Here is a 22,047-nt window from a genome sequence, read left to right as displayed (position 1 = left end):
ACACCTCGATGCCTTGACCCGCCGCCCGGAGAGCAATAGCGGGTTCTCTCCAGGGGTTAGCATCAAGAGGTGGCCATGAACGTTCTTCTTCTAGGCTCCGGCGGCCGCGAACATGCGCTTGCCTGGAAGATCGCCGCCTCGTCGCTGCTGACCAAGCTCTACGCGGCTCCCGGCAATCCGGGCATCGGCAGCGAGGCCGAACTGGTGAAGCTTGATATCACCGATCACGCCGCCGTGGCCGCCTTCTGCCGGGAGAAAAAAATCGACCTCGTCGTGGTTGGCCCGGAAGGGCCGCTCGTAGCCGGCATTGCCGATGATCTGCGTGCCGAAAACATCCGCGTCTTCGGGCCTTCGAAGGCCGCCGCGCGGCTGGAGGGTTCGAAGGGGTTCACCAAGGATCTCTGCGCCCGATACGACATCCCGACCGCCGCCTACGGACGCTTTAGCGATCTGGCCTCAGCGAAAGCATATGTCGAAAAGACGGGCGCACCGATCGTCATCAAGGCCGACGGGCTCGCCGCCGGCAAAGGCGTCACCGTCGCCATGACGCTGGACGAGGCGCGAGCCGCCCTCGATGCCTGTTTCGAGGGCTCCTTCGGCGCGGCCGGCGCGGAAGTGGTGGTCGAGGAATTCATGACCGGCGAGGAGGCGAGTTTTTTCTGTCTCTGCGACGGAACCACGGCGCTGCCCTTCGGCACGGCGCAGGACCACAAGCGCGTAGGCGACGGCGACACCGGCCCCAACACCGGCGGCATGGGCGCCTATTCGCCGGCGCCGGTGATGACGCCTGAGATGGTCGAGCGCACCATGCGCGAAATCATCGAGCCGACCATGCGCGGCATGGCCGAGCTTGGCGCGCCTTTCGCCGGCATTCTCTTTGCCGGGCTGATGATCACGGACAAGGGGCCGAAGCTGATCGAATACAACACCCGTTTCGGCGATCCGGAATGCCAGGTGCTGATGATGCGGCTTAGGGATGACCTGCTGGTCCTGCTCAACGCCGCCGTGGACGGTCAGCTGGCGCACACGTCCATACGCTGGCGCGATGAGGCGGCACTCACCGTGGTAATGGCGGCGAGGGGCTATCCCGGCACGCCGGAAAAAGGCTCCGTCATCCGTGGCGTCGAACAGGCGGCGGGCGACGACGTCCAGATTTTCCACGCCGGTACCGCCATCAATGGCGGCGCGCTGGTCGCCAATGGCGGCCGTGTCCTCAATGTCACCGCGACCGGCGCCACGGTTGGTGAGGCACAGGCGCGGGCCTATGCGGCGCTCGACCGCATCGACTGGCCGGACGGTTTCTGTCGCCGCGACATCGGCTGGCAGGCCGTGGCGCGCGAGAAGGCGAGCTAGCAGCCTTACTGCTGGCCGCGATCGATTTCGGTCGAAGCGGTGCTGAGCGGATCGGCCGCGGCGAAGGCGGCGTCGAGTTGCTCCGGGGAACGCTGTTCGGTCCGCTTCCAGGCGACATATTGCACGATGCCGAAGCTCGGCCGCCGTGGCACCGTCTTCACCACAGGCATGCGGAACCCGTCGCGGAATTTGGACCAGCGTGAACCAAGCACCGCAGCCATTTCCTCGAAGGTCGGCGGCGTTGCCACATCGGCATAGATGAGGGTGGTCTTGCCGGCGAGCGCCGCTTCGCGCGAGAGCGGAACCGGCACGCTGGCAAGATAGTCTGACGGTACGTCGATCAGCCCGCCAAACGGCCATTGCTGGCGCAGCGTGGCGGCATCCGTCGGTGCGACGTTGACGTCGATATCGTTGGGCGTGCCGGCAACCCTGTAGGGGCAACGGAAGCGGCCGCAATTGGCTTGCGCCGAGAACTGCCAGAGCGCGTAGCCCTGCCAGTTGCCCATCGGAAAATGCACGTCGATGTCCGTCTTGTAGCGCGCGTACCAAAGCGGCAGCCGTGACAGGAGCCGGTATTTGTAACGGTTGTCGGCGATGTATTGGGCGGTCTTGCCGTTTGTGTAGAGCACCGGGAAGCGGCCGATGCGCCGATGCACCTGGCGCACGAACTCCTCGGCATCGTCGAGCGACATCCATTGCGAGGGATCGTTGCCCTCGATGTCGAGCGCCATGAGATCGTCCGGCGCGGGATCGGCAAAATCGAGGAAATTGTTGGCTTGTTCGACCGGATTGCCGGGGCGGGCGAGATGATAGGCGCCCCATTTCATGCCGAGCGCCTTGGCGACAACCCTGCGCGTCTGGAACAGTTCGCGCGTCACCGCGTGTCGTTTCCACAGCGCCTTGCAGAGTTTTACGTCGGCGTCGCTGCCAAAGCAGAAATAGGGCGGCGGCATGCCGTCCGACGCCTTGTTGATGAAACCGGCGATGCGCTTGTCGGTGGCAAGCTGCGCCCAGTCGATGGAATTGTACTCGTAAGCGTCGACCACCAGAGCCCGGTCGGCACTCTTCCACGGCTCGGAAAAGTCCGAGGCCTTTGCCGCCGATATCAGCGCCATCATCGCCGCAAGAGCGATCGCTGAGCGGCGAAGAGGATGCGCCGGCGTTTTCAAACAGGGAATCCCCGCTGACCAAACACCGATGGTGAGCCGGTATGGTTAAGAAATGCTTCCCGATGCTGAGGCCGTGGGCAAGTTAGCGTCGGTTGAACGGCTGGAATTCAAACGGATCGGGCGCCGGGTCTTGCTGCAGCGTGCCTTCCGCGGCGCGTTTGCGATGGTGGGCGAGAGAGCATTGCGGCGAGCACAATATGCCGCGATCCGACCAGTAGGCCGCACCGTGTTCGAGCTGACCCCCATGATGCCAGAAACCCGTTGCGCGATAGGGCAAGCCGCATTCGATGCAGCGATAGGCGTCGGGTCTGGCGAGCATGGGCCTGGTTCCGGTCGGCTGGTTCTGTCTGTCGACGTTCGACTTGAGGTGGCGTCCATCGAATTTAATACAGGCCGGCGCGATTGCAAAATCCGCGTGACAAAATTTGACGTTTACGTAAAAAGAAGATGGGAGACCGCCCAAAGGCGGATGGTTTTGCGGCTCTGCCAGCCATACTGTCGGCAGGCGGAAGCTGAGGAGGAAAGCGGCATGTATCAGGCACCGGTCGAGGACATTGCATTCACCCTCAAGCATGTGGCTGGCATGAAGTCGGCCCTCGATGCCGGCACGTTCGGCGATCTCGGTGAGGACCTGGTCGATGCCGTCCTTGGCGAGGCCGGCCGTTTCGCCACCGAGGAGGTGGCACCCCTTTACAAGATCGGCGACGAACACGGTGCCGTGCTCAAGGATGCCGCCGTCACCACGCCGCCGGGCTGGAAGGACCTCTATCGCCGCTGGATCGACGGTGGCTGGAACGCGCTCTCCGGACCGGAAGAATATGGTGGCCAGGCGCTGCCGACCATGCTCGGCGTCGCCGCGCTCGAAATGTGGAACTCCGCCGCCATGGCCTTCGGCATCGGCCCGACGCTGACCATGGGCGCGGTCGAAGCGCTCGACAAGCATGCTTCCGAAGACCTCAAGGCGAAGTACCTTGCCAAGCTCGTGTCCGGCGAGTGGATGGGCACGATGAACCTGACCGAACCGCAGGCCGGTTCCGATCTCGCCGCCTTGCGCGCCCGCGCAGAGCCCGCCGGCGACGGCACCTACCGCATCTTCGGCCAGAAGATTTTCATCACCTATGGCGAGCACGATTTTACCGACAACATCATCCATCTGGTGCTGGCGCGGCTGCCGGATGCGCCGGCCGGCACGCGCGGCATCTCGCTGTTCCTGGTGCCGAAATTCCTGGTCAGCGGCGACGGCTCGCTTGGCGCTCGCAACGACGTCTTCTGTTCCGGCCTCGAGCACAAGCTCGGCATCCATGCCTCGCCGACCTGCACCTTGATCTATGGCGACGGCTTTCAGGGCGCCAAGCCTGGTGCCATCGGCTGGCTGATCGGCGAGGAGAACAAGGGCCTCGCCTGCATGTTCACCATGATGAACAACGCGCGGCTTTGCGTTGGCATGCAGGGTGTGGCCGTCGCGGAAGCCGCCACCCAGAAGGCGATCGCCTATGCCAACGACCGCCGCCAGGGCAAGGCGGCGGATTACGCCGGTGCCGGCATGGCGCCGATCGTCCATCACCCCGACGTGCAGCGCAATCTCCTGACCATGAAGGCGCTGACGCAGACGGCACGGGCGATCAGCTATTCCTGTGCCCACGCCATCGACATGGCGCGTGTCTCGGATGGTGATCAGGCTGCGCATTGGCGCGACCGCGCCAATCTGTTGACACCGTTGGCCAAGGCGTTTTCGACCGACGTCGGCGTGGACGTCGCTTCGCTCGGCCTCCAGGTGCATGGCGGCATGGGCTTCATCGAGGAAACGGGCGCGGCAGCCCTCTATCGTGACGCGCGCATCGCGCCGATCTATGAGGGCACCAACGGCATCCAGGCGATCGATCTGGTCACCCGCAAGCTGCCGCTCGGCGACGGCGAACATGTGCATGGCTTCATCGGCGAATTGGCCGCGGTCGCCAACGCCGTGCGCACGTCGAATTTGCAGGGTTTCGGCCGCACCGCCGATGCGCTCGATGCTGCACTCAGCGATCTGACACTGGCGACCCGTTTCTTGCAGAGATTGTCGGCCGATGGCCGCGTGGAGGAAGCGCTGGCGGGTGCCACGCCGTATCTGCGGTTGATCTCGCTTGCCGCCGGCGGCGCTTATCTGGCGCGGGGTGCTCTTGCCGATCAGGGCCGCATCGCGCTTTGCCGTTTCTTCGCCGAAAACCTGCTCGGCGAGGCGGGTGCCTTGAAAGGGCGTGTTGTCGATGGCGCGGAGAGCCTCGCTGCCGCCGGCAAGTCGCTGATATCAGCCTGAATTCTCACAGCGCTCACCAGGGAAAAAGACCGTGACAGACCACATCCTCGTCGAGCGCCAGGGCGCCATCCAGATCATCCGCATGAACCGCCCAGACAAGAAGAACGCACTGACGCGCGCCATGTATGCGAAAATGTCGGCGGCTCTTGCCGAGGGTGACGCCGATCCGGCCATCCGCGTCCATGTCGTCCTCGGCGTGCCCGGCGCCTTCTCCTCCGGCAACGATCTTGCCGATTTCATGGTCGTGGCCACCGGTGGCGATGGCGGCACCGAAGTCTGGGATTTCCTGATGGCGCTGGCCAGGGTCGAAAAACCCATCGTCTCCGGCGTCGACGGCATCGCGGTCGGCATCGGCACGACGATCAACCTGCATTGCGACCTGACCTTCGCCACGCCGCGCACCGTGTTCAGGACGCCTTTCGTCGATCTCGGCCTTGTGCCCGAGGCGGGCTCAAGCTTGCTGGCCCCGCGCATCCTGGGGCAGCAAGGTGCTTTCGCCCTGCTCGGTCTTGGCGAGGGCTTTTCCGCCGAGCGCGCGAAGGCCACCGGCCTGATCTATGAAGTGGTCGAGGAAGGCGTGCTTGAGGCCTCGGTGTTGGCGGCTGCCGGCCAGATCGCCGCCAAGCCGCCGCAGGCGCTGAAAATCGCGCGTGACCTGATGCGCGGCTCGCGTGACGACCTCATCGCCCGCATCGGCGAGGAAAGCGAGCATTTCCGCGAGCGGCTGAAGTCGGACGAGGCGCGTGCGGCGCTCACCGCATTCATGACCAGAAAGAAATAGCTCGACCTTCTACCTCCCCTCGGTGGGGAGGTCGGCCCGCAGGGCCGGGTGGGGTGGAGCGCCGATCTATCCCGTGTAGCTCCTTCGCCACCACTCAACCTGTGACGAGCCGGCGTTATTTTCACAACCTCAGGGATAAAGCCGCGTCTTGTCCCAGCCGCCTTTGGCGTTGCGGGAAAAAACCACCCGGTCATGCAGCCGGAACGGCCGATCATGCCAGAACTCGATCACCTTCGGCACGATACGGAAGCCTGACCAGTGCTTTGGCCGCGGAATCTCGCCGATGGCATAGCGCGCCGTGTATTCGGCGACCGCTTTCTCCAGCGCGAAGCGGCTTTCCAGCGGCCGCGACTGCTTCGAGGCCCAGGCGCCGATGCGGCTGCCGCGTGGGCGCGTCGCATAATAGCTGTCGGCATCGGCATCGCTGACGATCTCCACCGGACCGCGAATGCGGACCTGGCGGCGCAGCGATTTCCAGTGAAAGCACATCGCCGCCTTCATGCTGCCAAGAATCTCCTGGCCCTTCGCGCTCTCGAAATTCGTGTAGAAAACAAAGCCGCCCTCATCGAACCCCTTGAGCAGCACCATCCGCACATCCGGCATGCCTTCGGCATCGACGGTCGCCAGTGCCACGCCATTGGCGTCGTTGATTTCGCTCTTGGTGGCGTCGTCCAGCCATGCGGCAAAGAGGCGAAACGGCTCGGCCGCTTCGGTAAAGTCACCGGTTGTTAACTCTGTGTCACTCATAGTTTTTCTCAAATTGTCACGAGATCAGGGAGGTTGCCGATTGTCGCGTATCGCGCAAGCTTTTGACAGCAGGCAATGGGGCGTTATCGCTTCGGCCAGCGCGAAAGCGGCGATCGTGTCAATCGCCCTGCCGCTTGTTGGCTGTGGCGCAGGCGGCTTCAGCCTGGAAAAGGCCGAAGTGGACCGCTCGATCCTGACCAGCAGCACGCAGGCTTCGGCCGCGTCGAAAGATTCGGACCGCGACTCAGACCAGACGACGATCGGCAACGCGGTGTCCTCCGCCGACATCGAGCAACTCGGCGGCCAGGCCGTGCCATGGGCCAATACCGGCACCGGCTCACGCGGCTCGATCACCGAACTGGCGGAACTGAAGGACAGGGGCCAGACCTGCCGACGCTTCAAGGCTTCGCGCGAGAGCTTCGATGGGGTTGCCATGTTCGAGGGCGAACTCTGCCTCGCCGATGCCGGCGGCTGGCGCATGCAGGGCTTCAAGGCGCTCTGAGCCGGACTCGAAAGTCGATCGGGTCGGCTCGGCGGGTCTCGCCGATCCTCAGCCGGCGACTTTCGGATCAGGCTCTGATTTTCCGCTTCCGATATGGTGACCCGCTACTGGAATTTCTTCCTATGCGAGCGCATATAGGGGGCAAGTATGGACTCAACTCATTTCCAGGGCAGGAAGCATGCGCGACCCGTATGAGGTCCTGGGCGTTGCAAAGAACGCATCGGCCAAGGACATAAAATCGGCGTATCGGAAACTCGCCAAGAAACATCATCCGGACCAGAATCCGGATGATCCCAAGGCAAAGGACCGTTTTGCCCAGGCCAACCAGGCCTATGAGATCGTTGGCGACGAGAAGAACCGTGCCGCCTTCGATCGCGGCGAGATCGACGCCGACGGCAAGCCGCGCTTCCAGGGATTTGAAGGCGCCGCCGGTGGCGGCGATCCCTTCGGCGGGTTTCGCCGCCAGCAAGGGGCCGGTGGTTCGCGATTCGAATTCCGGTCTGGGGCGTCCGGGCGGTGATCCGTTCGACGGCAACAGCGATATTTTCAGCCAGATTTTTGGTGACGCCTTTTCCGGCGCGCGCGGCGCTGGCGCTGGCGACCGCCGCCAGCCGGCGACGGCTGCCGATCTCAACGTCACGCTCGACGTCACCATCGAGGAAGCAGCGACCGCCGAAAAGGTGACGGCGATGTTCCCCGATGGCCGCAAGGTGGCGGTCAAACTGCCGGCTTTTGTTGAGGATGGCCAGACCATCCGGCTGAAGGGGCAGGGCGAGCAGGGGCCGGGCCAACCCGGCGACGCACTGGTCAAGATCCATATCCGCCGGCATCCGCGCTACCGCATCGAAGGCCGCGACCTGCATGCCGATCTGCCGGTGTCGCTGGCGGATGCGGTGCTAGGCGCCAAGGTGCCGGTCGAGACGCCAACCGGCAGGCTCGCGGTCAATGTTCCCGCCTGGTCGAGCTCGGACAAGGTCCTGCGGCTCAAGGGCAGGGGCTTGCCGGAGAAAGCCGGCGGCCATGGCGATCTCTACGCCCATGTGCGCATCATGCTGCCGGAGGGCGGGGATTCTGCACTCGAGGCCCTGCTGCGCGGCCAAAAAGGCTGATCCAGCGCTTTTGTCCCCCGAACTGTCCGGTTTGAGCGCTTGAAGGGGCTGTGTGCCTGTGCGATAGGCACTCCACAAAGCAGAAACCTTGCGGAGAGCGCTCACATGGCGGGTGGACAGGGCCTGATGGCCGGCAAGCGCGGCCTTATTCTTGGCGTCGCGAACAACAGGTCGATTGCCTATGGCATCGCAAAGGCCTGTGTGGATCATGGAGCCGAGATTGCGCTGACCTATCAGGGCGAGGCGTTCAAGAAGCGCGTCGAGCCGTTGGCGGCGGAACTGGGCGCCTTTGTCGCCGGGCATTGCGACGTCACCGATCCGGCGAGCCTCGATGAGGTTTTCGCCAATGTCGCCAGGCATTGGGATGGCAAGCTCGACTTCCTCGTCCATGCCATCGCCTTCTCTGACAAGGACGAGCTGACCGGCCGCTACGTCGAGACGACGCGCGACAACTTCCTGCGCACCATGGACATTTCGGTCTATTCCTTCACCACCATTGCCAAGCGCGCCGAGGCACTGATGACCGATGGCGGTTCGCTTCTGACGCTGACCTATTACGGCGCCGAGAAGGTGATGCCGCATTACAACGTCATGGGTGTCGCCAAGGCCGCGCTTGAGGCCAGCGTGCGTTACCTCGCCGTCGATCTCGGCGCCAAGAAGATCCGCGTCAACGCGATCTCCGCTGGCCCGATCAAGACGCTTGCCGCATCCGGCATCGGCGACTTCCGCTACATCCTGAAGTGGAACGAATACAATTCGCCGCTGAAGCGGACGGTCACCCAGGAAGAGGTCGGCGATTCCGGCGTCTATTTCCTGTCCGACCTGTCGCGTGGCGTCACCGGCGAAGTGCATCATGTCGATTCCGGCTACCATGTGGTCGGCATGAAGGCGGTCGACGCGCCTGATATTTCGACGGTCAAGGACTAATTCCCTCCGCCTATCCTCCGCCCAGGCCCTGGCCCGATCTCCGGAAGACCTGATGTACCCGCTGGTTTATATCGTGCGCCACGGCCAGACCGCGTGGAACGCCGAGTTCCGGCTGCAGGGGCAGGCCGATACCGATCTCAATGCCCTCGGCCGCGAGCAAGCGACCGGCAACGGGCATCGGCTGGCCGAACTCGTCGGCGATCCCGGGGACTTCGATTTCGTCGCCAGCCCGATGCGGCGGACGCGCGAAACGATGGAGCGAATCCGCGCCGCGATGACGCTCGATCCGCTCGCCTATCGAACCGATGCACGCCTCATTGAAGTCAATTTCGGCGACTGGCAGAGTTTTACCTTTGCCGAACTCGAGACGCAGTCACCCGGAGCAAGCCGGTCCCGTGCACTCGACAAATGGAACTTCCAGCCGCCCGGCGACGGGGCGGAGAGCTACCAGATGTTGCTCGAACGGGTGAAGCCCTGTTTCGACGGGATGGACCGCAGGACGGTCTGTGTGACACATGGCGGCGTCATGCGCACGCTGTTCCGCTTCGTACTTGATATGGCCGAAGACGAGGCCGCGAACCTGGGGATACCGCAGGATCGCGTGCTTAAACTTGAAGGCAAGAGCCTGGAGTGGCTTTAGCCCGCTTGGGCTGCGGCATATTCTCTAGTTTGTGTCGCCGTCCGGCAACTGCATATCGGTGATGACGTTCTCGCCATTGGTCACGTCGTAAGCGATGACGATGTCCATGCCTGGCTTCAGCGCGTCGAGGTCGGTTTCGGCATTCAGCTTGTAGGATTTGCCGTCGTCCAGCGTCAGGGTCAGCGCGTCCTTGTCGACCTTCTTGATCAGGCCTTCGGTCTGGCCGGCGAATGCAGCGGTGGAAAGCAGCAGTGTGGCGGCAACAGCGCCAATCAGGGTACGCATCATCGTCCTCTTTGGTCATTGCGCCGGCTTGGGTGGCGGCGGATCCTCAACGGCGAATGGAAGAAAGCAGAAACCAGCCGAATGTGTCAAAACTTAAACGGCGGGGATGACAGTTTGACCACCGCAAAAAACGCCAATAGAAGGCAGGCTTCAACCGGCTCCGCTGCCGGGCAGGGCACTTTTCCATGTCTCACAACACGTTCGGCCATCTTTTCCGTGTCACCACCTGGGGCGAAAGCCATGGCGCAGCGCTTGGCTGCGTGGTCGACGGCTGCCCCCCCGGCATCCGCTTTACGCGTGACGAGATCCAGGCCGAACTGGACAAGCGCCGGCCGGGCCAGTCGCGGTTCGTCACCCAGCGCCGCGAGCCGGACGAGGTGAAGGTGCTGTCGGGCTTCGTGCTCGACGAGGACGGCGAGACGATGATCACCACCGGCACGCCGGTCTCGATGCTGATCGAAAATGTCGACCAGCGTTCGAAGGACTATGGCGAGATCGCCCGCCAGTACCGGCCGGGCCATGCCGACTACACCTATGACGTCAAATACGGCATACGCGACTATCGCGGCGGTGGCCGCTCCTCGGCCCGTGAGACGGCGGCGCGGGTGGCGGCCGGTGCCTTGGCGCGCAAGGTGGTGCCGGGCATGGTGGTGCGCGGCGCGCTGGTCTCGATGGGCGAGAAATCGATTGACCGCGCCAACTGGAACTGGAATTTCATCGGCGACGCCGAGAACCCGTTCTTCACCCCAGATCCCGCTTCCGTTCCCGTCTTCACGAGCTATCTCGACGGCATCCGCAAGGCCGGTTCCTCGGTCGGCGCGGTGATCGAGATCGTTGCCGACGGCGTTCCGCCAGGGCTCGGTGCGCCGATCTATGCCAAGCTCGACCAGGACATCGCATCGGGCCTGATGTCGATCAACGCCGTTAAGGGCGTCGAGATCGGCAATGGTTTCGAGGCCGCGCGCATCACCGGCGAACGGAATGCCGACGAGATGCGCATCGGCAATGACGGCAAGCCGGTGTTCCTGTCCAACAATGCCGGCGGCATCCTCGGCGGCATCTCGACCGGCCAGGCGATCATTGCGCGCTTCGCCGTCAAGCCGACCTCGTCGATCCTGACGCCGCGCAAATCGATCGACAAGGACGGCAACGACGTCGAGGTGATGACCAAGGGCCGGCATGACCCCTGCGTCGGCATCCGCGCCGTTCCGATCGGCGAAGCGATGGTTGCTTGCGCCATCGCCGATCATTATCTGCGCCATCGGGGACAGACGGGGAAGGCAGTAGGGCAGTAGGGCAGTAGGGCAGTATGCTACGCCCAACGCTCAGACAGCCAAATTTTTGCTTTCCCCTGCTGCCTTACTGCCCTATTCCCCTACTGCCCTGCGAGCAAAGCGAGCGTCCATGCCTTACGATCAGAAGAAGATTGTCGAAGCCATCCGGGCCTTCGAACGCGGCGAGATCGTCGTCGTCATGGACGATGACGGGCGAGAGAATGAGGGCGACCTGATCGTCGCTGCTGTTCACTGCACGCCGGAGAAGATGGCCTTCATCGTGCGCAACACCTCGGGCATCGTCTGTACGCCGATGCCGCGCGAGGAAGCCAAGCGGCTCAACCTGCAGCCGATGGTTGCCGATAATGATTCCGCCCACACCACCGCCTTCACCGTCAGCGTCGATTTCAAGCATGGCACGACGACAGGCATTTCGGCCGACGACCGCACGCTCACCGTGCGCAACCTCGCCAATGGCAATGTCGGTGCCTCCGATTTCGTCCGCCCGGGCCACATCTTTCCGCTGATCGCGCGCGAAGGTGGCGTGCTGATGCGTTCGGGCCATACCGAAGCGGCGGTCGATTTGTGCAAGCTCGCCGGCCTGCCGCTGATCGGCGTCATTTCCGAACTGGTCAACGATGATGGCACCGTCAAGCGGGGCCCGCAGGTGCAGGCCTTCGCCGAGGAGCATGGTCTCAAGCAGGTTTCGGTCGCCGATCTCATCGCCTACCGCCAGCGCAAGGAAACGCTGGTCGAGCGCGTCGCCTGCTCCGATATCGACACGCTCGGCGGCAAGGCGCAGGTCTTCACCTACACGCTGCCCTGGGACACGATGCATCACGTCGCCGTCGTCTTCGGCGACATCCGCGACGGCGAGGAGGTGCCGGTGCGCCTGCATTCCGAGGATGTGGTGACCGACGTCTTCGGCACCAGCCACCGGCTCGACGGCATCATGAAAGCGATGGGCGAGCGCAAGCGCGGCGTCATCGTCTATCTCAGAGAGGGTTCGGTCGGCGTCGCCCACCAGGAGCGAAAGCGCCCGCTGAGTGGCGACCGCGAGGATCATGAAGAGGCCCGCCGGCGCGAGAACGAATGGCGCGAGATCGGCCTCGGCGCTCAGATCCTGAAGGATCTCGGCATTTCCTCGATCAACCTGATTGCCTCACGCGAGCGCCATTATGTCGGCCTCGAAGGCTTTGGCATCCACATCGCCAAGACCGAGATCCTCTAGGATATGTCGATATTCAGGTGAGGCCGGCCTGCAAATGACGGCTTTCTGCGCTTCCGGTGCTCACGGAGTCCGCTGCGCTCCGGTTCTCGAAATCCATCATTTTCGGCGCGGCCTGACCTGAATCTCAACATATCCTGGCCGTCACTCGGCGGGAACCGCGGCGGCTTCGCATCCATCCAGCTCGCACCTGTGGGTGGCCAGGCTGCGTTGGCCGAGCAGCACTGTGGCCAGCGCAATCGTGCCTGATGCAACGGAGACCCAGAACCCGCTCTGGGCGCCGAACGCATCCACCACCGCGCCGGCGACGAACGCGCCCAGCGCCATGCCGATGCCGATCCCTGTTGTCACCCAGGTGATGCCCTCGGTCAGCATCGCTTCCGGCACATGCCGTTCGATCAGGCCGAACGCGGTGATGAAGGTCGGCGAGATCGCCACGCCGCTAAGGAACACGGTCAGGGCCAGCAGCGGCACTGAGCCAGCCGTGAGCGGCAGCAATGTGCTGAGCGCCAGGACGGCGACTGCAATGGCGAGTTGCCGCTGTAGTGGCGCCGTCAGGTTGAGCGCGCCGACCACGATGCCGAGCACGAACGATCCCACTGCATAGACGCCGATGACGAGGCTGGCGGCACCGGGCTGGCCGAGCTCCTTGGTGAGCGCTATCGTGCTGACCTCCGTCGTCGCGAAGGTCGCGCCAACGAAAATTATGGCGAAGGTGATGATCTGCACCGGCCGCAGACGGATTGCCGAGCCGCTGGAGCCATGACCAACCGGCCGCACCTGTGGTTCGGTTGAACGCTGCAGGATGAACGCGGCCCAGCCGATGGCAAGAAACAGCGTGCTTGCCAGGACACCGGCTTCCGGAAACAGCGCGGCGCTAAGCCCTACCGAAAGCGATGCGCCGAGAATATAGACCAGTTCGTCCGCGACCGACTCGAAGGCGAATGCAGTGTTCATTTGCGGACGTCCGCGAAAAAGCTCGGTCCAGCGCGCGCGAACCATTGCCGGCATGCTGGGCATGGCGGCTGCCGCCAGCGCCGACACGAACAGCGTCCATACCGGCCAGTTGTGATTGGCTGCGGCAATCAGCACCGCAAAGGCGATAAATGTGATGAGGGTGGTGGGGACCGCAACCCGCGTCTGCCCAAGGCGATCCACCAGCCTCGAAGTCTGCGGCGAAACGAATGCGTTGCCGAGAGCGAATGTCGCCGAGACTGCGCCCGCCAGCCAGTATTCGCCGCGCGTCTGCGACAGCATGGCCACAATGCCGATCGGCGCCATGGCGATCGGCAGGCGCGCGATGAAGCCGGCGGCCGCGAAGCCCTTGGCTCCCGGAGCACGAAAGATTTCAGCATAGGGGTTTCGCATGGCGTTCCTCGACAAAGGGCGATCTGACAATTACATACGAAGCGTATGAAGATTAGATAGACCATACGCAACGTATGTCAATTGGCATACGGAGCGTATGTGGATAGGGCCAGACGCAATGCACAAACCCCGCAAGGAGATGATTGCCGAGACACGCGCCAAGCTGATCGCCGCGGCACGCCAGGCTTTCGGCACGACAGGCTACGCCGAAGCGTCGATGGATGATTTCACTGCCTCGGCCGGGCTGACGCGCGGCGCGCTCTATCATCATTTTGGTGACAAGAAGGGACTGCTGGAAGCCGTTATCGCCGAAATCGACGGCGAGATGGCGGCTCGGGTGAATGAGGTCGCCTCGAAAGCGCCGACCCGCTGGCAACACTTCGTCGACGAATGCACGACCTATATCGAGATGGCGCTGGAGCCGGAAATCCAGCGCATCATGTTCCGGGATGGTCCAGCCGTGCTGGGCGATCCGGCACAATGGTCGAATGCCAATGCCTGCGTCGGTTCAATGACCGATCATCTGACCGCGCTGCAGGGGGAGGGGGTGGTCGTCCCGAGCGTCGACCCCGAGACCGCCGCACGGCTGATCAACGGCGCCAGCAGCCAGGCGGCGCAGCGGATTGCCAATTCGAACGATCCCGAAGCGACATCGAAGATGGTGGTGGCGGCGTTCAAGCAGCTGCTTGAAGGCCTCCTCAGAAAACCAGGTTCATAACAGACCCAAATCCCCGTTTGGCGCCTCGCTGGCCACCGCCCCCGATTGACAATCTTCAGGCAGAGCGCATCCTCCGCAGCCATCTCTGAGGGGAGATTCGGAGCATGTGGGATTTCGAGATCGGCCGGTCGGTGTCCATCATGATCAGGACCTGGCCCTTCATTGTCTTTCGTATGATCGTCTATTTCGGCATCACGCTGGCCTACATCATGGCGACCGGCACCGGCGCCTCGGTCGGCTATGGCGTCGGCCATATCTCCACCGATCCCGACGGGCCAATGTCCTTTGCCCTGTGGGGTGGCGTGGTCGGTTTCGGCGTCGTCTCGATCGCCGTCTACTGGATCCGCGAATACATCCTCTACGTCGTCAAGGCCGGCCACATCGCCGTCATGGTCCATCTGATCGATGGCCGGGATGTTCCCGACGGCCAGAACCAGATCGCCTATGCGAAGCAGGTCGTCACCGAGCGTTTCGCCGAGGCCAACATCCTTTTCGTCGTCGACCAGCTGGTCAAGGGCGCCATCCGCGCCATCACCGGCCTGCTTGGCGGCATCGCCGCTTTCCTGCCCATTCCAGGCCTGAGCGGGCTGGTCTCTTTCATCAACACGGTGATCCGCCTGTCGCTGACCTATGTTGACGAGATCATCCTCGGCTACAACATCCGCATCAATTCGTCCTCGCCCTTCGAGACCGCGCGGCAAGGCGTCGTGCTCTACGCCCAGAACGGCAAGACCATGGTAAAGAACGCCATCTGGTTGGCGGTCATCATGTGGGGCGTGTCGTTCGTCATTTTCCTGCTGATGCTGGCCCCGGCCGCCGCCATTCTGTTCATGATGCCGGGACAACTGGCCGGCTGGGCCTTCGTGCTCGCCATCGTCTTCGCCTGGGCCTTCAAGGCGGCCTTCATAGAACCCTTCGCCATCGCCTGCCTGATGCAGGTCTATTTCAAGACCATCGCCGGCCAGGTGCCCGATCCGGCCTGGGATGCCCGGCTGGCCGAGGGGTCGTCGAAGTTCAGGGAGTTGAAGGACAAGGCGCTGGCCTCGTTCGGCGGCTCGCGCTGGGGCACGGCCGGCGCGACGCGCTGATCGGCGGGCTGCGCCGGCGCAATGACAGCGATGTTGAGGTCCGCCACCGCTGACTTGAGCCGCGCCTCGCCTTGCCCGCAAAATGTTTCGCTCATGATCAGTTCGGGCAGCGGCAGCCGCCGGCCCCAGCCATGCGTTTCAAGGTCCGGTTTCGGTGCGAACTCGGAAACACGGCCGACGCAGAGATAGGCGATAGGCGTTACATGGTCGGGAATGGAGAGCAGGCATTTCAACGCTTGCGGCTCGATGATGCTGACCCAGCCGACGCCGACGCCTTCGGCCCGCGCCGCCAGCCAGAAATTCTGCACCGCGCAAACCGTGCTGTAGAGATCCATCTCCGGATTGTGCCAGCGTCCGAGTGGCGAACCTTGCGAGCGCTGGCGGTCGCAAGTGATGCAGATGTTGAGCGCGCTTTCGCAGATGCCTTCCAGCTTGAGCTTGCGGTAGAGCGCCTGTCTTTCGGCCTCGATCGCCGGCAATTCCTGTTCTCGCGCGGCGAGGAACAGGTCGCGCACCTTCTCCCGTCTCGCGGCATCGCGGATGACGATGAAATTCCACGGCTGCATGAAGCCGACAGACGGCGCGTGATGGGCAGCGAGCAGCAAGCGCGCCAGCACCTCATCATCGAGTGCGGTGGGGAGGAAATGGCTGCGGACGTCGCGCCGCGTGAACATGGCGCGGTAGACTGCGTCGCGCGCCCTCCGGTCGAATCCGTCGTTCATAGAAGCGGTTACAGTTTCCGGCATCGCTCGTCCCCTTGCGATTTCAGTCCATGTCCTCCGCCTGACCATGCGGATGACGATGCCTGCCAGGCCGGTCTTCTGGCTCGGGATCAACCCGCGTCCGGTGCCTTCCCGTCATAGACAGTGGCATTTACCGGCGCGGTCCCCCTCACAGCGTTGGGCACGCCACGGAGTTCAACCGTGTTCCCGATTCTCCCGCTTGCGGCGGGCACCAGGCAGTGGCCGCGACCTTACGCCGAAGCTCCTGCGGCGCCAATCCCCGCAGCGACGCCAATGGACGCAGGTGTGATTTTCCCCAGCGATCGAGCCGCTACGCATGGCCATCGCGGCGCCGGGGCACTAGATAGGGAGCATGACAACCCGTCTTTACACCCACCCGATCTTTCTTGAGCACATCACACCGCCCGGTCACCCCGAGCGGCCGGACCGCTTGCGCGCCATCGAGCGCGTCCTCGACGACGAAGCCTTTGCCGCGCTTGATCGCGTCAAGGCGCCGGAGGGCGACGAGGCCACCATCCTCTACGCGCATCCCGCCGATTTCGTCGCCCGCATCCGCGCCGCCATTCCCGAAGAGGGCCTTGCCCGCGTCGATGCCGACACCACCGCCAGCCCGAAGAGCTGGCAGGCAGTGATCACCGCGATCGGCGCCGCCAACGCCGCCGTCGACGATGTTTTTTTAGGCCGAGCCGACAACGTCTTCGTCGCCGCCCGCCCACCCGGGCACCATGCCGAGAAGGCCACCGCAATGGGCTTCTGCTTCTTCAACACGGCGGCGATCGCCGCGCGCTATGCGCAGAAGAAGCATGGCGTCGAGCGCGTCGCGGTCGTCGATTGGGACGTGCACCATGGCAACGGCACGCAGGACATCTTCTGGGACGATCCGTCGGTGCTCTATTGCTCGACGCACCAGATGCCGCTTTATCCTGGCACTGGCGCGAAGAGCGAGACTGGCGCCGGCAACATCGTCAACGCGCCCTTGGCGCCGCAGACCGGCAGCGAGGTGTTTCGCGATGCCTTCCTGTCGCGCGTCCTGCCGGCGCTCGACAATTTCGCGCCCGATCTGATCATCATTTCGGCCGGCTTCGACGCACACCACCGCGATCCGTTGGCAGAGATCAATCTGACCGAGGACGATTTCGACTGGGCGACCGGCCAGTTGGTGCAACGTGCGGCCCGCCACAGCGGCAACCGGCTCGTCAGCCTGCTCGAGGGCGGCTACGATCTGCAGGGATTGGCATTTTCGGTCGCCGCTCATGTCGGGCGACTGATGAAAGGATGAATGATGGCTGCTGAGACCAACGAAGACGTCAAGGCAATGAGCTTCGAGCAGGCACTCGACGCGCTGGAGAAGATCGTGGATGATCTGGAGCGTGGCGACGTGCCGCTCGACCAGTCGATCCGCATCTATGAGCGCGGCGAGGCGCTGAAGGCGCATTGCGACCGGCTGCTGAAGGCCGCCGAGGACAAGGTCGAGAAGATCAGGCTGTCGCGCGACGGCAAGCCGGTCGGAACGGAGCCGCTCGACGCGGATTGAGGCACGGAGCAGCCTTACCGGCTTTTGGACACGATCATGGTTGAGGATTAAGCTCGTCCCGATTGAAACGGCTCCAGGACAAGAGGAGATACGGAAGCGATGTGCAGAAACATCAAGACCCTGTTCAATTTTGATCCGCCGGCAACCAATGACGAAGTCCGCGACGCGGCACTCCAGTTTGTCCGCAAGCTGAGCGGAACGACACGGCCGTCGAAGCAGAACCAGCACGCATTCGACCACGCGGTCGAAGCCATCACGGCATCGGCGCGCGAGCTGCTCGATTCGCTCGAAACCCACCAGCATCCGCGCAATCGCGAAGAGGTGGCGGCGAAACTGCGGGCAAAATCCGCGATCCGCTTTGCCTGAGGCGTCCAATGCGGTCCTTGACCGCTGACAAGGAGATCTCGTGAGCTTCTTCCCGGGGAAAGACCCTGAAGCCGGCGATGCCTTCGCCAGCGACCAGATCGAATTGATGGTCATCCCGAACGCCAAGGACATTGGCGGTTTTCAGGTGCGCCGCGCTTTGCCGACCGCCAAAAGGCGGCTGGTCGGGCCTTTCATCTTTTTCGATCGCATGGGCCCGGCGATCCTGCGCGGCGGCCAGGCGATGGATGTCCGTCCGCATCCGCATATCGGCCTGTCGACAGTCACCTATCTGTTCGACGGCAAGATCCGGCATCGCGATTCGCTGGGCACCGAAATGGTGATCCAACCCGGCGACGTGAATTTGATGACTGCCGGCCGCGGCATCGTCCACTCCGAGCGCACGCCGGAGGAACTGCGCGGTGCGCCGATGTCGATCTCCGGCCTGCAGACATGGCTGGCCTTGCCGGACGGCAAGGAGGAAGTCGCGCCGGTGTTCGAGAACACGGCTGCCTTGCGGCTGCCCGAGATCGATGCCGAAGGCGTCCGCGGCCGTGTCGTCATTGGTGACTTCCAGGGGCTGCGCTCGCCGGTGCGGGCGGATACCGAGACGCTCTATGCTGATCTCAGACTGGCGCCGGGCGCCAGCGTGAAAATCCCGGCCGATGCGGAAGAGCGCGCCATCTACACCCTGGAAGGCGAGGTCTCGATTTCGGGCGATGTTTTCCCGGCGGAGCGGCTGCTGGTGTTCCGGCCCGGTGACGAGATCGTCGTATCGTCGGATACCGGCGCGCATTTCATGCTGTTCGGCGGTGCCTCGCTCGGCTCGCAGCGCTACATCTGGTGGAATTTCGTCTCCTCGTCCAAGGAGCGCATCGAACAAGCCAAGCAGGAATGGAAGACGGGCCGCTTCGATATCGTTCCTGGAGATGAGGAAGAGTTCATCCCGCTGCCGGAAAACTAATGAATATCGCCCAAAAGGGGCCCGGTTTCGGGACCACGATATGGACGAAACAAGGACTTGAAAGCGCGGGCATAGCCTGTTTCGACGCGCTGTGCTTTTGGGAGCAGGCCCGCGTCACCGACACGCATTTACTTTCGCCGGCCGGCGGCCTATCCCGCCGTTGAACAGAAAGCCTGAGCACCCGTGAACGCAACGCCGCATACGCCGCTTCTCGACAAGGTCCGCATTCCGGCGGATTTGCGCGCGCTTGACGAGAGCGAATTGCCGCAACTGGCTTCCGAGTTGCGCCTCGAACTGGTCGACGCGGTGTCCCGCACCGGCGGCCATCTCGGCGCCGGTCTCGGCGTGGTCGAACTGACGGTGGCGCTGCACTACGTCTTCAACACCCCCGATGACCGGCTGATCTGGGATGTCGGCCACCAGGCCTATCCGCACAAGATCCTCACCGGCCGCCGCGACCGCATCCGCACACTGCGCCAGGAAGGCGGTCTGTCCGGCTTCACCCGCCGCGCCGAGAGCGAATACGATCCCTTTGGCGCCGCCCACTCCTCGACATCGATATCGGCCGGCCTCGGCATGGCGGCCGCCCGCGACCTTGCCGGCGGCCGCAACAATGTCATTGCAGTCATCGGTGACGGCGCCATGTCGGCCGGCATGGCCTATGAGGCAATGAACAATGCCGGCGCGCTCGACGCCCGCCTGATAGTCATCCTCAACGACAACGACATGTCGATCGCACCGCCGACCGGCGCCATGAGCGCCTATCTGGCGCGTCTCGCCTCAGGCAAGGCTTATGCCGGCCTGCGCGACTTCGGCAAGAAACTGACATCCTACCTCGGCAAGCGTGCCGATCGTGCCATCACTCGGGCGGTCGAGCATGCGCGCGGCTATGTCACCGGCGGCACTTTGTTCGAGGAGCTCGGTTTCTACCACATCGGCCCGATCGACGGTCACAATCTCGAGCATCTGATCCCGGTGCTCAAAAACGTCCGCGACAATGGCGAAGGCCCGGTGTTGATCCATGTCGTTACCCAGAAGGGCAAGGGCTACGCACCGGCTGAGGAAGCCGCCGACAAGTATCACGGCGTCAACAAGTTCGACGTCATCACCGGCGCGCAGGCCAAGGCGCCGGCCAACGCGCCGGCCAACGCACCGGCTTATACAAAAGTGTTCGCCGAGAGCCTGATCCAGGAGGCCCGCGAGGACGACCGCATCGTCGCCGTCACCGCCGCCATGCCGAGCGGCACCGGGCTTGACCTGTTCGGCGAAGTGTTCCCGTCGCGGACTTTCGATGTCGGCATCGCCGAACAGCACGCGGTGACCTTCGCCGCCGGTCTCGCCACCGAAGGCTACAAGCCGTTCGCCGCGATCTATTCGACCTTCCTGCAGCGCGCCTATGACCAGGTCGTGCATGACGTCGCGATCCAGAAATTGCCGGTGCGTTTCCCGATCGATCGCGCCGGTTTCGTCGGCGCCGATGGCGCCACCCATTGCGGTGCTTTTGACACCACCTTCCTGGCAAGCCTGCCGGGCTTTGTCGTGATGGCGGCCGCCGACGAAGCGGAGCTGCGCCACATGGTGCGCACCGCGGCAAGCTATGATGACGGCCCGATCGCCTTCCGCTATCCGCGCGGCAACGGCGTCGGCGTCGACATGCCGGAACGCGGCTCCGTTCTCGAAATCGGCAAGGGCCGAATCGTCAGGGAAGGTACAAAGGTGGCGCTGCTGTCCTTCGGCACGCGCCTGCAGGATTGCCTGATGGCTGCCGAGGAGCTCGGCGCGGCCGGGCTTTCCACCACCGTTGCCGATGCCCGCTTCGCCAAGCCGCTCGACGAGGATCTGATCCGGCGGCTGGCCCGCTCGCACGAGGTTCTGGTCACGGTGGAGGAGGGCGCCATCGGCGGCTTCGCCAGCCACGTGCTGCAGTTCCTTGCCCAAGAAGGACTGCTGGAAAGCGGCCTGAAGGTGCGCCCGCTGGTGCTGCCCGATATCTTCGCCGACCACGCCAAGCCGGAAAAGATGTACGCTGATGCCGGCCTCGACGCCGCCGGCATAGTGCGCACCGTTTTCACCGCGCTCGGGCATACGGCCCGCGCCCAGCGCGCCTGACTCAAAACCTCAAGCGCTTGAATCAGTTTGCCGGCTTTATTTCTTAACGCATTGTTTACGCTACCGTTTGGCGCTTTGCTTACCGTGTCTCTTGGCCGTTTTTCAACGGCGCCCTGCTAGATCGTGATCAGGCAGGGAGACAACAACAATGAGAACGCTTCTGTGTGGCGTGGCGCTTTCAGCCACCATCGCAGCATCCGCCGCCGAGACGCGTTACGACCGCAATCTCGAAAAAGCGGCGGTGGGCATCGTTGCCAGCAAGATGGGCGATATCAGGGGCGGCTTTTCCTACAAGCAGGTGCCGCAGCTTGTGGTTCTGCCCGATCCTGCGCCTGCGTCCGCGGCTGAGCCTCCACGTGAGCAAGCTTCAGGGGATCGGCACGACGGCTTGTCTCCTGCCGTCGAGCGCCAGGCGTCACGAACAATCTTCTAGAACCACATATCGCGCACGCAACGGCCATCGCGCGGCAGGTCGTCGTACGTGTCGAGACCGTCGAAATGGTCGATCGGCAGATCGGCGACGGCCTCCGGCGGCGCCAGCCGTACATTGACGGCGATGCGTGTGCGACCGGACGCGCCGGCGCGCAAGCCGCGCCAGGCCAGCACGCACGCGCAGGTCGGGCAGAACAGGATTTCCAGCGAGGGATCGCTCTTTCCGGCGCGCGTATAACTGCCCGTCGGTCCCGCAACACGGATGCGTTCGTCGGCATAATCATAGGCCCAGAGCGTGCCATAGCGCCGGCAGAGCGTGCAGTTGCAGGCTGTGATCGGCCCAGGATCGCCCTCCAGGGTCCAGTGGGTTGCACCACAGTGGCAGGTTCCCGTCAGCATTTCTTCTCCCCGGGT

Annotated in this window: 22 protein-coding genes, 2 pseudogenes and 1 riboswitch; of the genes and pseudogenes, 17 read left to right on the top strand and 7 right to left on the bottom strand. The window is 63.6% G+C overall.

Annotation, left to right across the window (positions count from 1 at the left end; all coding sequences use genetic code 11):
* Positions 1 to 75: 75 nt before the first annotated feature.
* On the top strand, positions 76 to 1,353 hold the full coding sequence (gene purD / locus AC56QX_RS29575; RefSeq protein WP_497112053.1) for a phosphoribosylamine--glycine ligase: 1,278 nt from the start codon (positions 76 to 78) through the stop codon (positions 1,351 to 1,353).
* 5 nt (positions 1,354 to 1,358) lie between these two features.
* Here purD and AC56QX_RS29570 read toward each other — a convergent pair whose 3' ends face one another.
* Positions 1,359 to 2,471, bottom strand: a complete 1,113-nt coding sequence (locus AC56QX_RS29570) for a glycoside hydrolase family 25 protein (protein WP_497117957.1) — start codon at positions 2,469 to 2,471, stop codon at positions 1,359 to 1,361.
* A 133-nt stretch (positions 2,472 to 2,604) separates the two neighbouring features.
* Positions 2,605 to 2,841 (bottom strand): hypothetical protein, encoded by a 237-nt coding sequence (locus AC56QX_RS29565; protein WP_497112052.1) that lies wholly within the window; start codon positions 2,839 to 2,841, stop codon positions 2,605 to 2,607.
* A gap of 210 nt (positions 2,842 to 3,051) precedes the next feature.
* Between AC56QX_RS29565 and AC56QX_RS29560 the strand changes: the two genes are divergently transcribed.
* Positions 3,052 to 4,821: an acyl-CoA dehydrogenase family protein gene (locus tag AC56QX_RS29560; RefSeq protein ID WP_497112050.1), complete on the top strand. Its 1,770-nt coding sequence runs from the start codon at positions 3,052 to 3,054 to the stop codon at positions 4,819 to 4,821.
* Between the two features lie 31 nt (positions 4,822 to 4,852).
* On the top strand, positions 4,853 to 5,602 hold the full coding sequence (locus tag AC56QX_RS29555) for a crotonase/enoyl-CoA hydratase family protein (protein WP_497112048.1): 750 nt from the start codon (positions 4,853 to 4,855) through the stop codon (positions 5,600 to 5,602).
* A 129-nt stretch (positions 5,603 to 5,731) separates the two neighbouring features.
* Here AC56QX_RS29555 and pdxH read toward each other — a convergent pair whose 3' ends face one another.
* Positions 5,732 to 6,349: a pyridoxamine 5'-phosphate oxidase gene (pdxH, locus tag AC56QX_RS29550; RefSeq protein WP_497112047.1), complete on the bottom strand. Its 618-nt coding sequence runs from the start codon at positions 6,347 to 6,349 to the stop codon at positions 5,732 to 5,734.
* A gap of 40 nt (positions 6,350 to 6,389) precedes the next feature.
* Between pdxH and AC56QX_RS29545 the strand changes: the two genes are divergently transcribed.
* The 4 genes and pseudogenes from AC56QX_RS29545 (at position 6,390) to AC56QX_RS29530 (ending at position 9,527) form a co-directional block, all read left to right on the top strand.
* Positions 6,390 to 6,851: an RT0821/Lpp0805 family surface protein gene (locus tag AC56QX_RS29545; protein WP_497112046.1), complete on the top strand. Its 462-nt coding sequence runs from the start codon at positions 6,390 to 6,392 to the stop codon at positions 6,849 to 6,851.
* A gap of 178 nt (positions 6,852 to 7,029) precedes the next feature.
* A pseudogene (locus AC56QX_RS29540) lies at positions 7,030 to 7,960 on the top strand (DnaJ C-terminal domain-containing protein).
* 105 nt (positions 7,961 to 8,065) lie between these two features.
* Positions 8,066 to 8,887 carry an enoyl-ACP reductase FabI gene (gene fabI / locus AC56QX_RS29535; RefSeq protein ID WP_497112044.1) on the top strand — a complete coding sequence of 274 codons (822 nt, stop codon included), beginning with the start codon at positions 8,066 to 8,068 and terminating at the stop codon, positions 8,885 to 8,887.
* A 52-nt stretch (positions 8,888 to 8,939) separates the two neighbouring features.
* Positions 8,940 to 9,527 carry a histidine phosphatase family protein gene (locus tag AC56QX_RS29530; RefSeq protein ID WP_497112043.1) on the top strand — a complete coding sequence of 196 codons (588 nt, stop codon included), beginning with the start codon at positions 8,940 to 8,942 and terminating at the stop codon, positions 9,525 to 9,527.
* Between the two features lie 24 nt (positions 9,528 to 9,551).
* Here AC56QX_RS29530 and AC56QX_RS29525 read toward each other — a convergent pair whose 3' ends face one another.
* On the bottom strand, positions 9,552 to 9,812 hold the full coding sequence (locus AC56QX_RS29525; RefSeq protein ID WP_027041441.1) for a DUF1344 domain-containing protein: 261 nt from the start codon (positions 9,810 to 9,812) through the stop codon (positions 9,552 to 9,554).
* 185 nt (positions 9,813 to 9,997) lie between these two features.
* Here AC56QX_RS29525 and aroC point away from each other — a divergent pair, with 185 nt between their 5' ends.
* Positions 9,998 to 11,107, top strand: coding sequence for a chorismate synthase (aroC, locus tag AC56QX_RS29520; protein ID WP_497112042.1), 1,110 nt, complete (start codon positions 9,998 to 10,000; stop codon positions 11,105 to 11,107).
* A 109-nt stretch (positions 11,108 to 11,216) separates the two neighbouring features.
* Positions 11,217 to 12,317: a 3,4-dihydroxy-2-butanone-4-phosphate synthase gene (gene ribB / locus AC56QX_RS29515; protein ID WP_497112040.1), complete on the top strand. Its 1,101-nt coding sequence runs from the start codon at positions 11,217 to 11,219 to the stop codon at positions 12,315 to 12,317.
* 141 nt (positions 12,318 to 12,458) lie between these two features.
* Here ribB and AC56QX_RS29510 read toward each other — a convergent pair whose 3' ends face one another.
* Positions 12,459 to 13,682 (bottom strand): MFS transporter, encoded by a 1,224-nt coding sequence (locus AC56QX_RS29510; RefSeq protein ID WP_497112039.1) that lies wholly within the window; start codon positions 13,680 to 13,682, stop codon positions 12,459 to 12,461.
* A 118-nt stretch (positions 13,683 to 13,800) separates the two neighbouring features.
* Between AC56QX_RS29510 and AC56QX_RS29505 the strand changes: the two genes are divergently transcribed.
* Both AC56QX_RS29505 and AC56QX_RS29500 read left to right on the top strand, forming a co-directional pair.
* Entirely contained in the window at positions 13,801 to 14,400 is a 600-nt protein-coding gene (locus AC56QX_RS29505) for a TetR/AcrR family transcriptional regulator (RefSeq protein ID WP_497112037.1), read from the top strand.
* 104 nt (positions 14,401 to 14,504) lie between these two features.
* Positions 14,505 to 15,488 (top strand): hypothetical protein, encoded by a 984-nt coding sequence (locus AC56QX_RS29500; protein ID WP_497112035.1) that lies wholly within the window; start codon positions 14,505 to 14,507, stop codon positions 15,486 to 15,488.
* Positions 15,489 to 15,652: 164 nt separating this feature from the next.
* Here AC56QX_RS29500 and bluB read toward each other — a convergent pair.
* Positions 15,653 to 16,162 (bottom strand): annotated as a pseudogene (gene bluB / locus AC56QX_RS29495) (5,6-dimethylbenzimidazole synthase); the annotation flags it as partial.
* Positions 16,163 to 16,282: 120 nt separating this feature from the next.
* Positions 16,283 to 16,462: riboswitch (cobalamin riboswitch) on the bottom strand.
* Between the two features lie 121 nt (positions 16,463 to 16,583).
* Here bluB and AC56QX_RS29490 point away from each other — a divergent pair.
* The 6 genes from AC56QX_RS29490 (at position 16,584) to AC56QX_RS29465 (ending at position 21,634) form a co-directional block, all read left to right on the top strand.
* The gene (locus AC56QX_RS29490; RefSeq protein WP_497112033.1) at positions 16,584 to 17,510 is read left to right on the top strand and encodes a histone deacetylase family protein; all 927 of its coding nucleotides are present in this window, start codon (positions 16,584 to 16,586) and stop codon (positions 17,508 to 17,510) included.
* Between the two features lie 3 nt (positions 17,511 to 17,513).
* On the top strand, positions 17,514 to 17,765 hold the full coding sequence (locus AC56QX_RS29485) for an exodeoxyribonuclease VII small subunit (protein ID WP_056565628.1): 252 nt from the start codon (positions 17,514 to 17,516) through the stop codon (positions 17,763 to 17,765).
* Positions 17,766 to 17,864: 99 nt separating this feature from the next.
* Positions 17,865 to 18,131: a DUF2277 domain-containing protein gene (locus AC56QX_RS29480; RefSeq protein ID WP_497112031.1), complete on the top strand. Its 267-nt coding sequence runs from the start codon at positions 17,865 to 17,867 to the stop codon at positions 18,129 to 18,131.
* Positions 18,132 to 18,171: 40 nt separating this feature from the next.
* A complete protein-coding gene (locus AC56QX_RS29475) occupies positions 18,172 to 19,092 on the top strand; it encodes a pirin family protein (RefSeq protein ID WP_497112030.1) in 921 nt (306 codons plus the stop codon).
* 183 nt (positions 19,093 to 19,275) lie between these two features.
* The gene (gene dxs / locus AC56QX_RS29470) at positions 19,276 to 21,201 is read left to right on the top strand and encodes a 1-deoxy-D-xylulose-5-phosphate synthase (protein ID WP_497112028.1); all 1,926 of its coding nucleotides are present in this window, start codon (positions 19,276 to 19,278) and stop codon (positions 21,199 to 21,201) included.
* Between the two features lie 148 nt (positions 21,202 to 21,349).
* A complete protein-coding gene (locus AC56QX_RS29465) occupies positions 21,350 to 21,634 on the top strand; it encodes a hypothetical protein (RefSeq protein ID WP_497112027.1) in 285 nt (94 codons plus the stop codon).
* Here the strand turns inward: AC56QX_RS29465 and AC56QX_RS29460 are convergent.
* Positions 21,631 to 22,032, bottom strand: a complete 402-nt coding sequence (locus AC56QX_RS29460; RefSeq protein WP_497112026.1) for a GFA family protein — start codon at positions 22,030 to 22,032, stop codon at positions 21,631 to 21,633. The genes AC56QX_RS29465 and AC56QX_RS29460 overlap by 4 nt on opposite strands.
* Between the last annotated feature and the right edge of the window lie 15 nt (positions 22,033 to 22,047).

The sequence above is a fragment of the Mesorhizobium sp. RCAM 06353 genome (assembly GCF_059683585.1).
The sequence above is the reverse complement of the archived record's forward strand: the minus strand, read 5'-3'. Positions and strand labels throughout refer to the sequence as shown.

Coding starts and splice junctions, on each gene's coding strand:
- AC56QX_RS29530 (WP_497112043.1), top strand. CDS start 8,940: ATGTACCCGCTGGTTTATATCGTGCGCCACGGCCAGACCGCGTGGAAC.
- AC56QX_RS29500 (WP_497112035.1), top strand. CDS start 14,505: ATGTGGGATTTCGAGATCGGCCGGTCGGTGTCCATCATGATCAGGACC.
- AC56QX_RS29525 (WP_027041441.1), bottom strand. CDS start 9,812: ATGCGTACCCTGATTGGCGCTGTTGCCGCCACACTGCTGCTTTCCACC.
- AC56QX_RS29510 (WP_497112039.1), bottom strand. CDS start 13,682: ATGCGAAACCCCTATGCTGAAATCTTTCGTGCTCCGGGAGCCAAGGGC.
- pdxH (WP_497112047.1), bottom strand. CDS start 6,349: ATGAGTGACACAGAGTTAACAACCGGTGACTTTACCGAAGCGGCCGAG.
- AC56QX_RS29565 (WP_497112052.1), bottom strand. CDS start 2,841: ATGCTCGCCAGACCCGACGCCTATCGCTGCATCGAATGCGGCTTGCCC.
- purD (WP_497112053.1), top strand. CDS start 76: ATGAACGTTCTTCTTCTAGGCTCCGGCGGCCGCGAACATGCGCTTGCC.
- ribB (WP_497112040.1), top strand. CDS start 11,217: ATGCCTTACGATCAGAAGAAGATTGTCGAAGCCATCCGGGCCTTCGAA.
- AC56QX_RS29505 (WP_497112037.1), top strand. CDS start 13,801: ATGCACAAACCCCGCAAGGAGATGATTGCCGAGACACGCGCCAAGCTG.
- AC56QX_RS29570 (WP_497117957.1), bottom strand. CDS start 2,471: ATGATGGCGCTGATATCGGCGGCAAAGGCCTCGGACTTTTCCGAGCCG.
- AC56QX_RS29560 (WP_497112050.1), top strand. CDS start 3,052: ATGTATCAGGCACCGGTCGAGGACATTGCATTCACCCTCAAGCATGTG.
- fabI (WP_497112044.1), top strand. CDS start 8,066: ATGGCGGGTGGACAGGGCCTGATGGCCGGCAAGCGCGGCCTTATTCTT.
- aroC (WP_497112042.1), top strand. CDS start 9,998: ATGTCTCACAACACGTTCGGCCATCTTTTCCGTGTCACCACCTGGGGC.
- AC56QX_RS29490 (WP_497112033.1), top strand. CDS start 16,584: ATGACAACCCGTCTTTACACCCACCCGATCTTTCTTGAGCACATCACA.
- AC56QX_RS29485 (WP_056565628.1), top strand. CDS start 17,514: ATGGCTGCTGAGACCAACGAAGACGTCAAGGCAATGAGCTTCGAGCAG.
- AC56QX_RS29465 (WP_497112027.1), top strand. CDS start 21,350: ATGAGAACGCTTCTGTGTGGCGTGGCGCTTTCAGCCACCATCGCAGCA.
- AC56QX_RS29480 (WP_497112031.1), top strand. CDS start 17,865: ATGTGCAGAAACATCAAGACCCTGTTCAATTTTGATCCGCCGGCAACC.
- AC56QX_RS29460 (WP_497112026.1), bottom strand. CDS start 22,032: ATGCTGACGGGAACCTGCCACTGTGGTGCAACCCACTGGACCCTGGAG.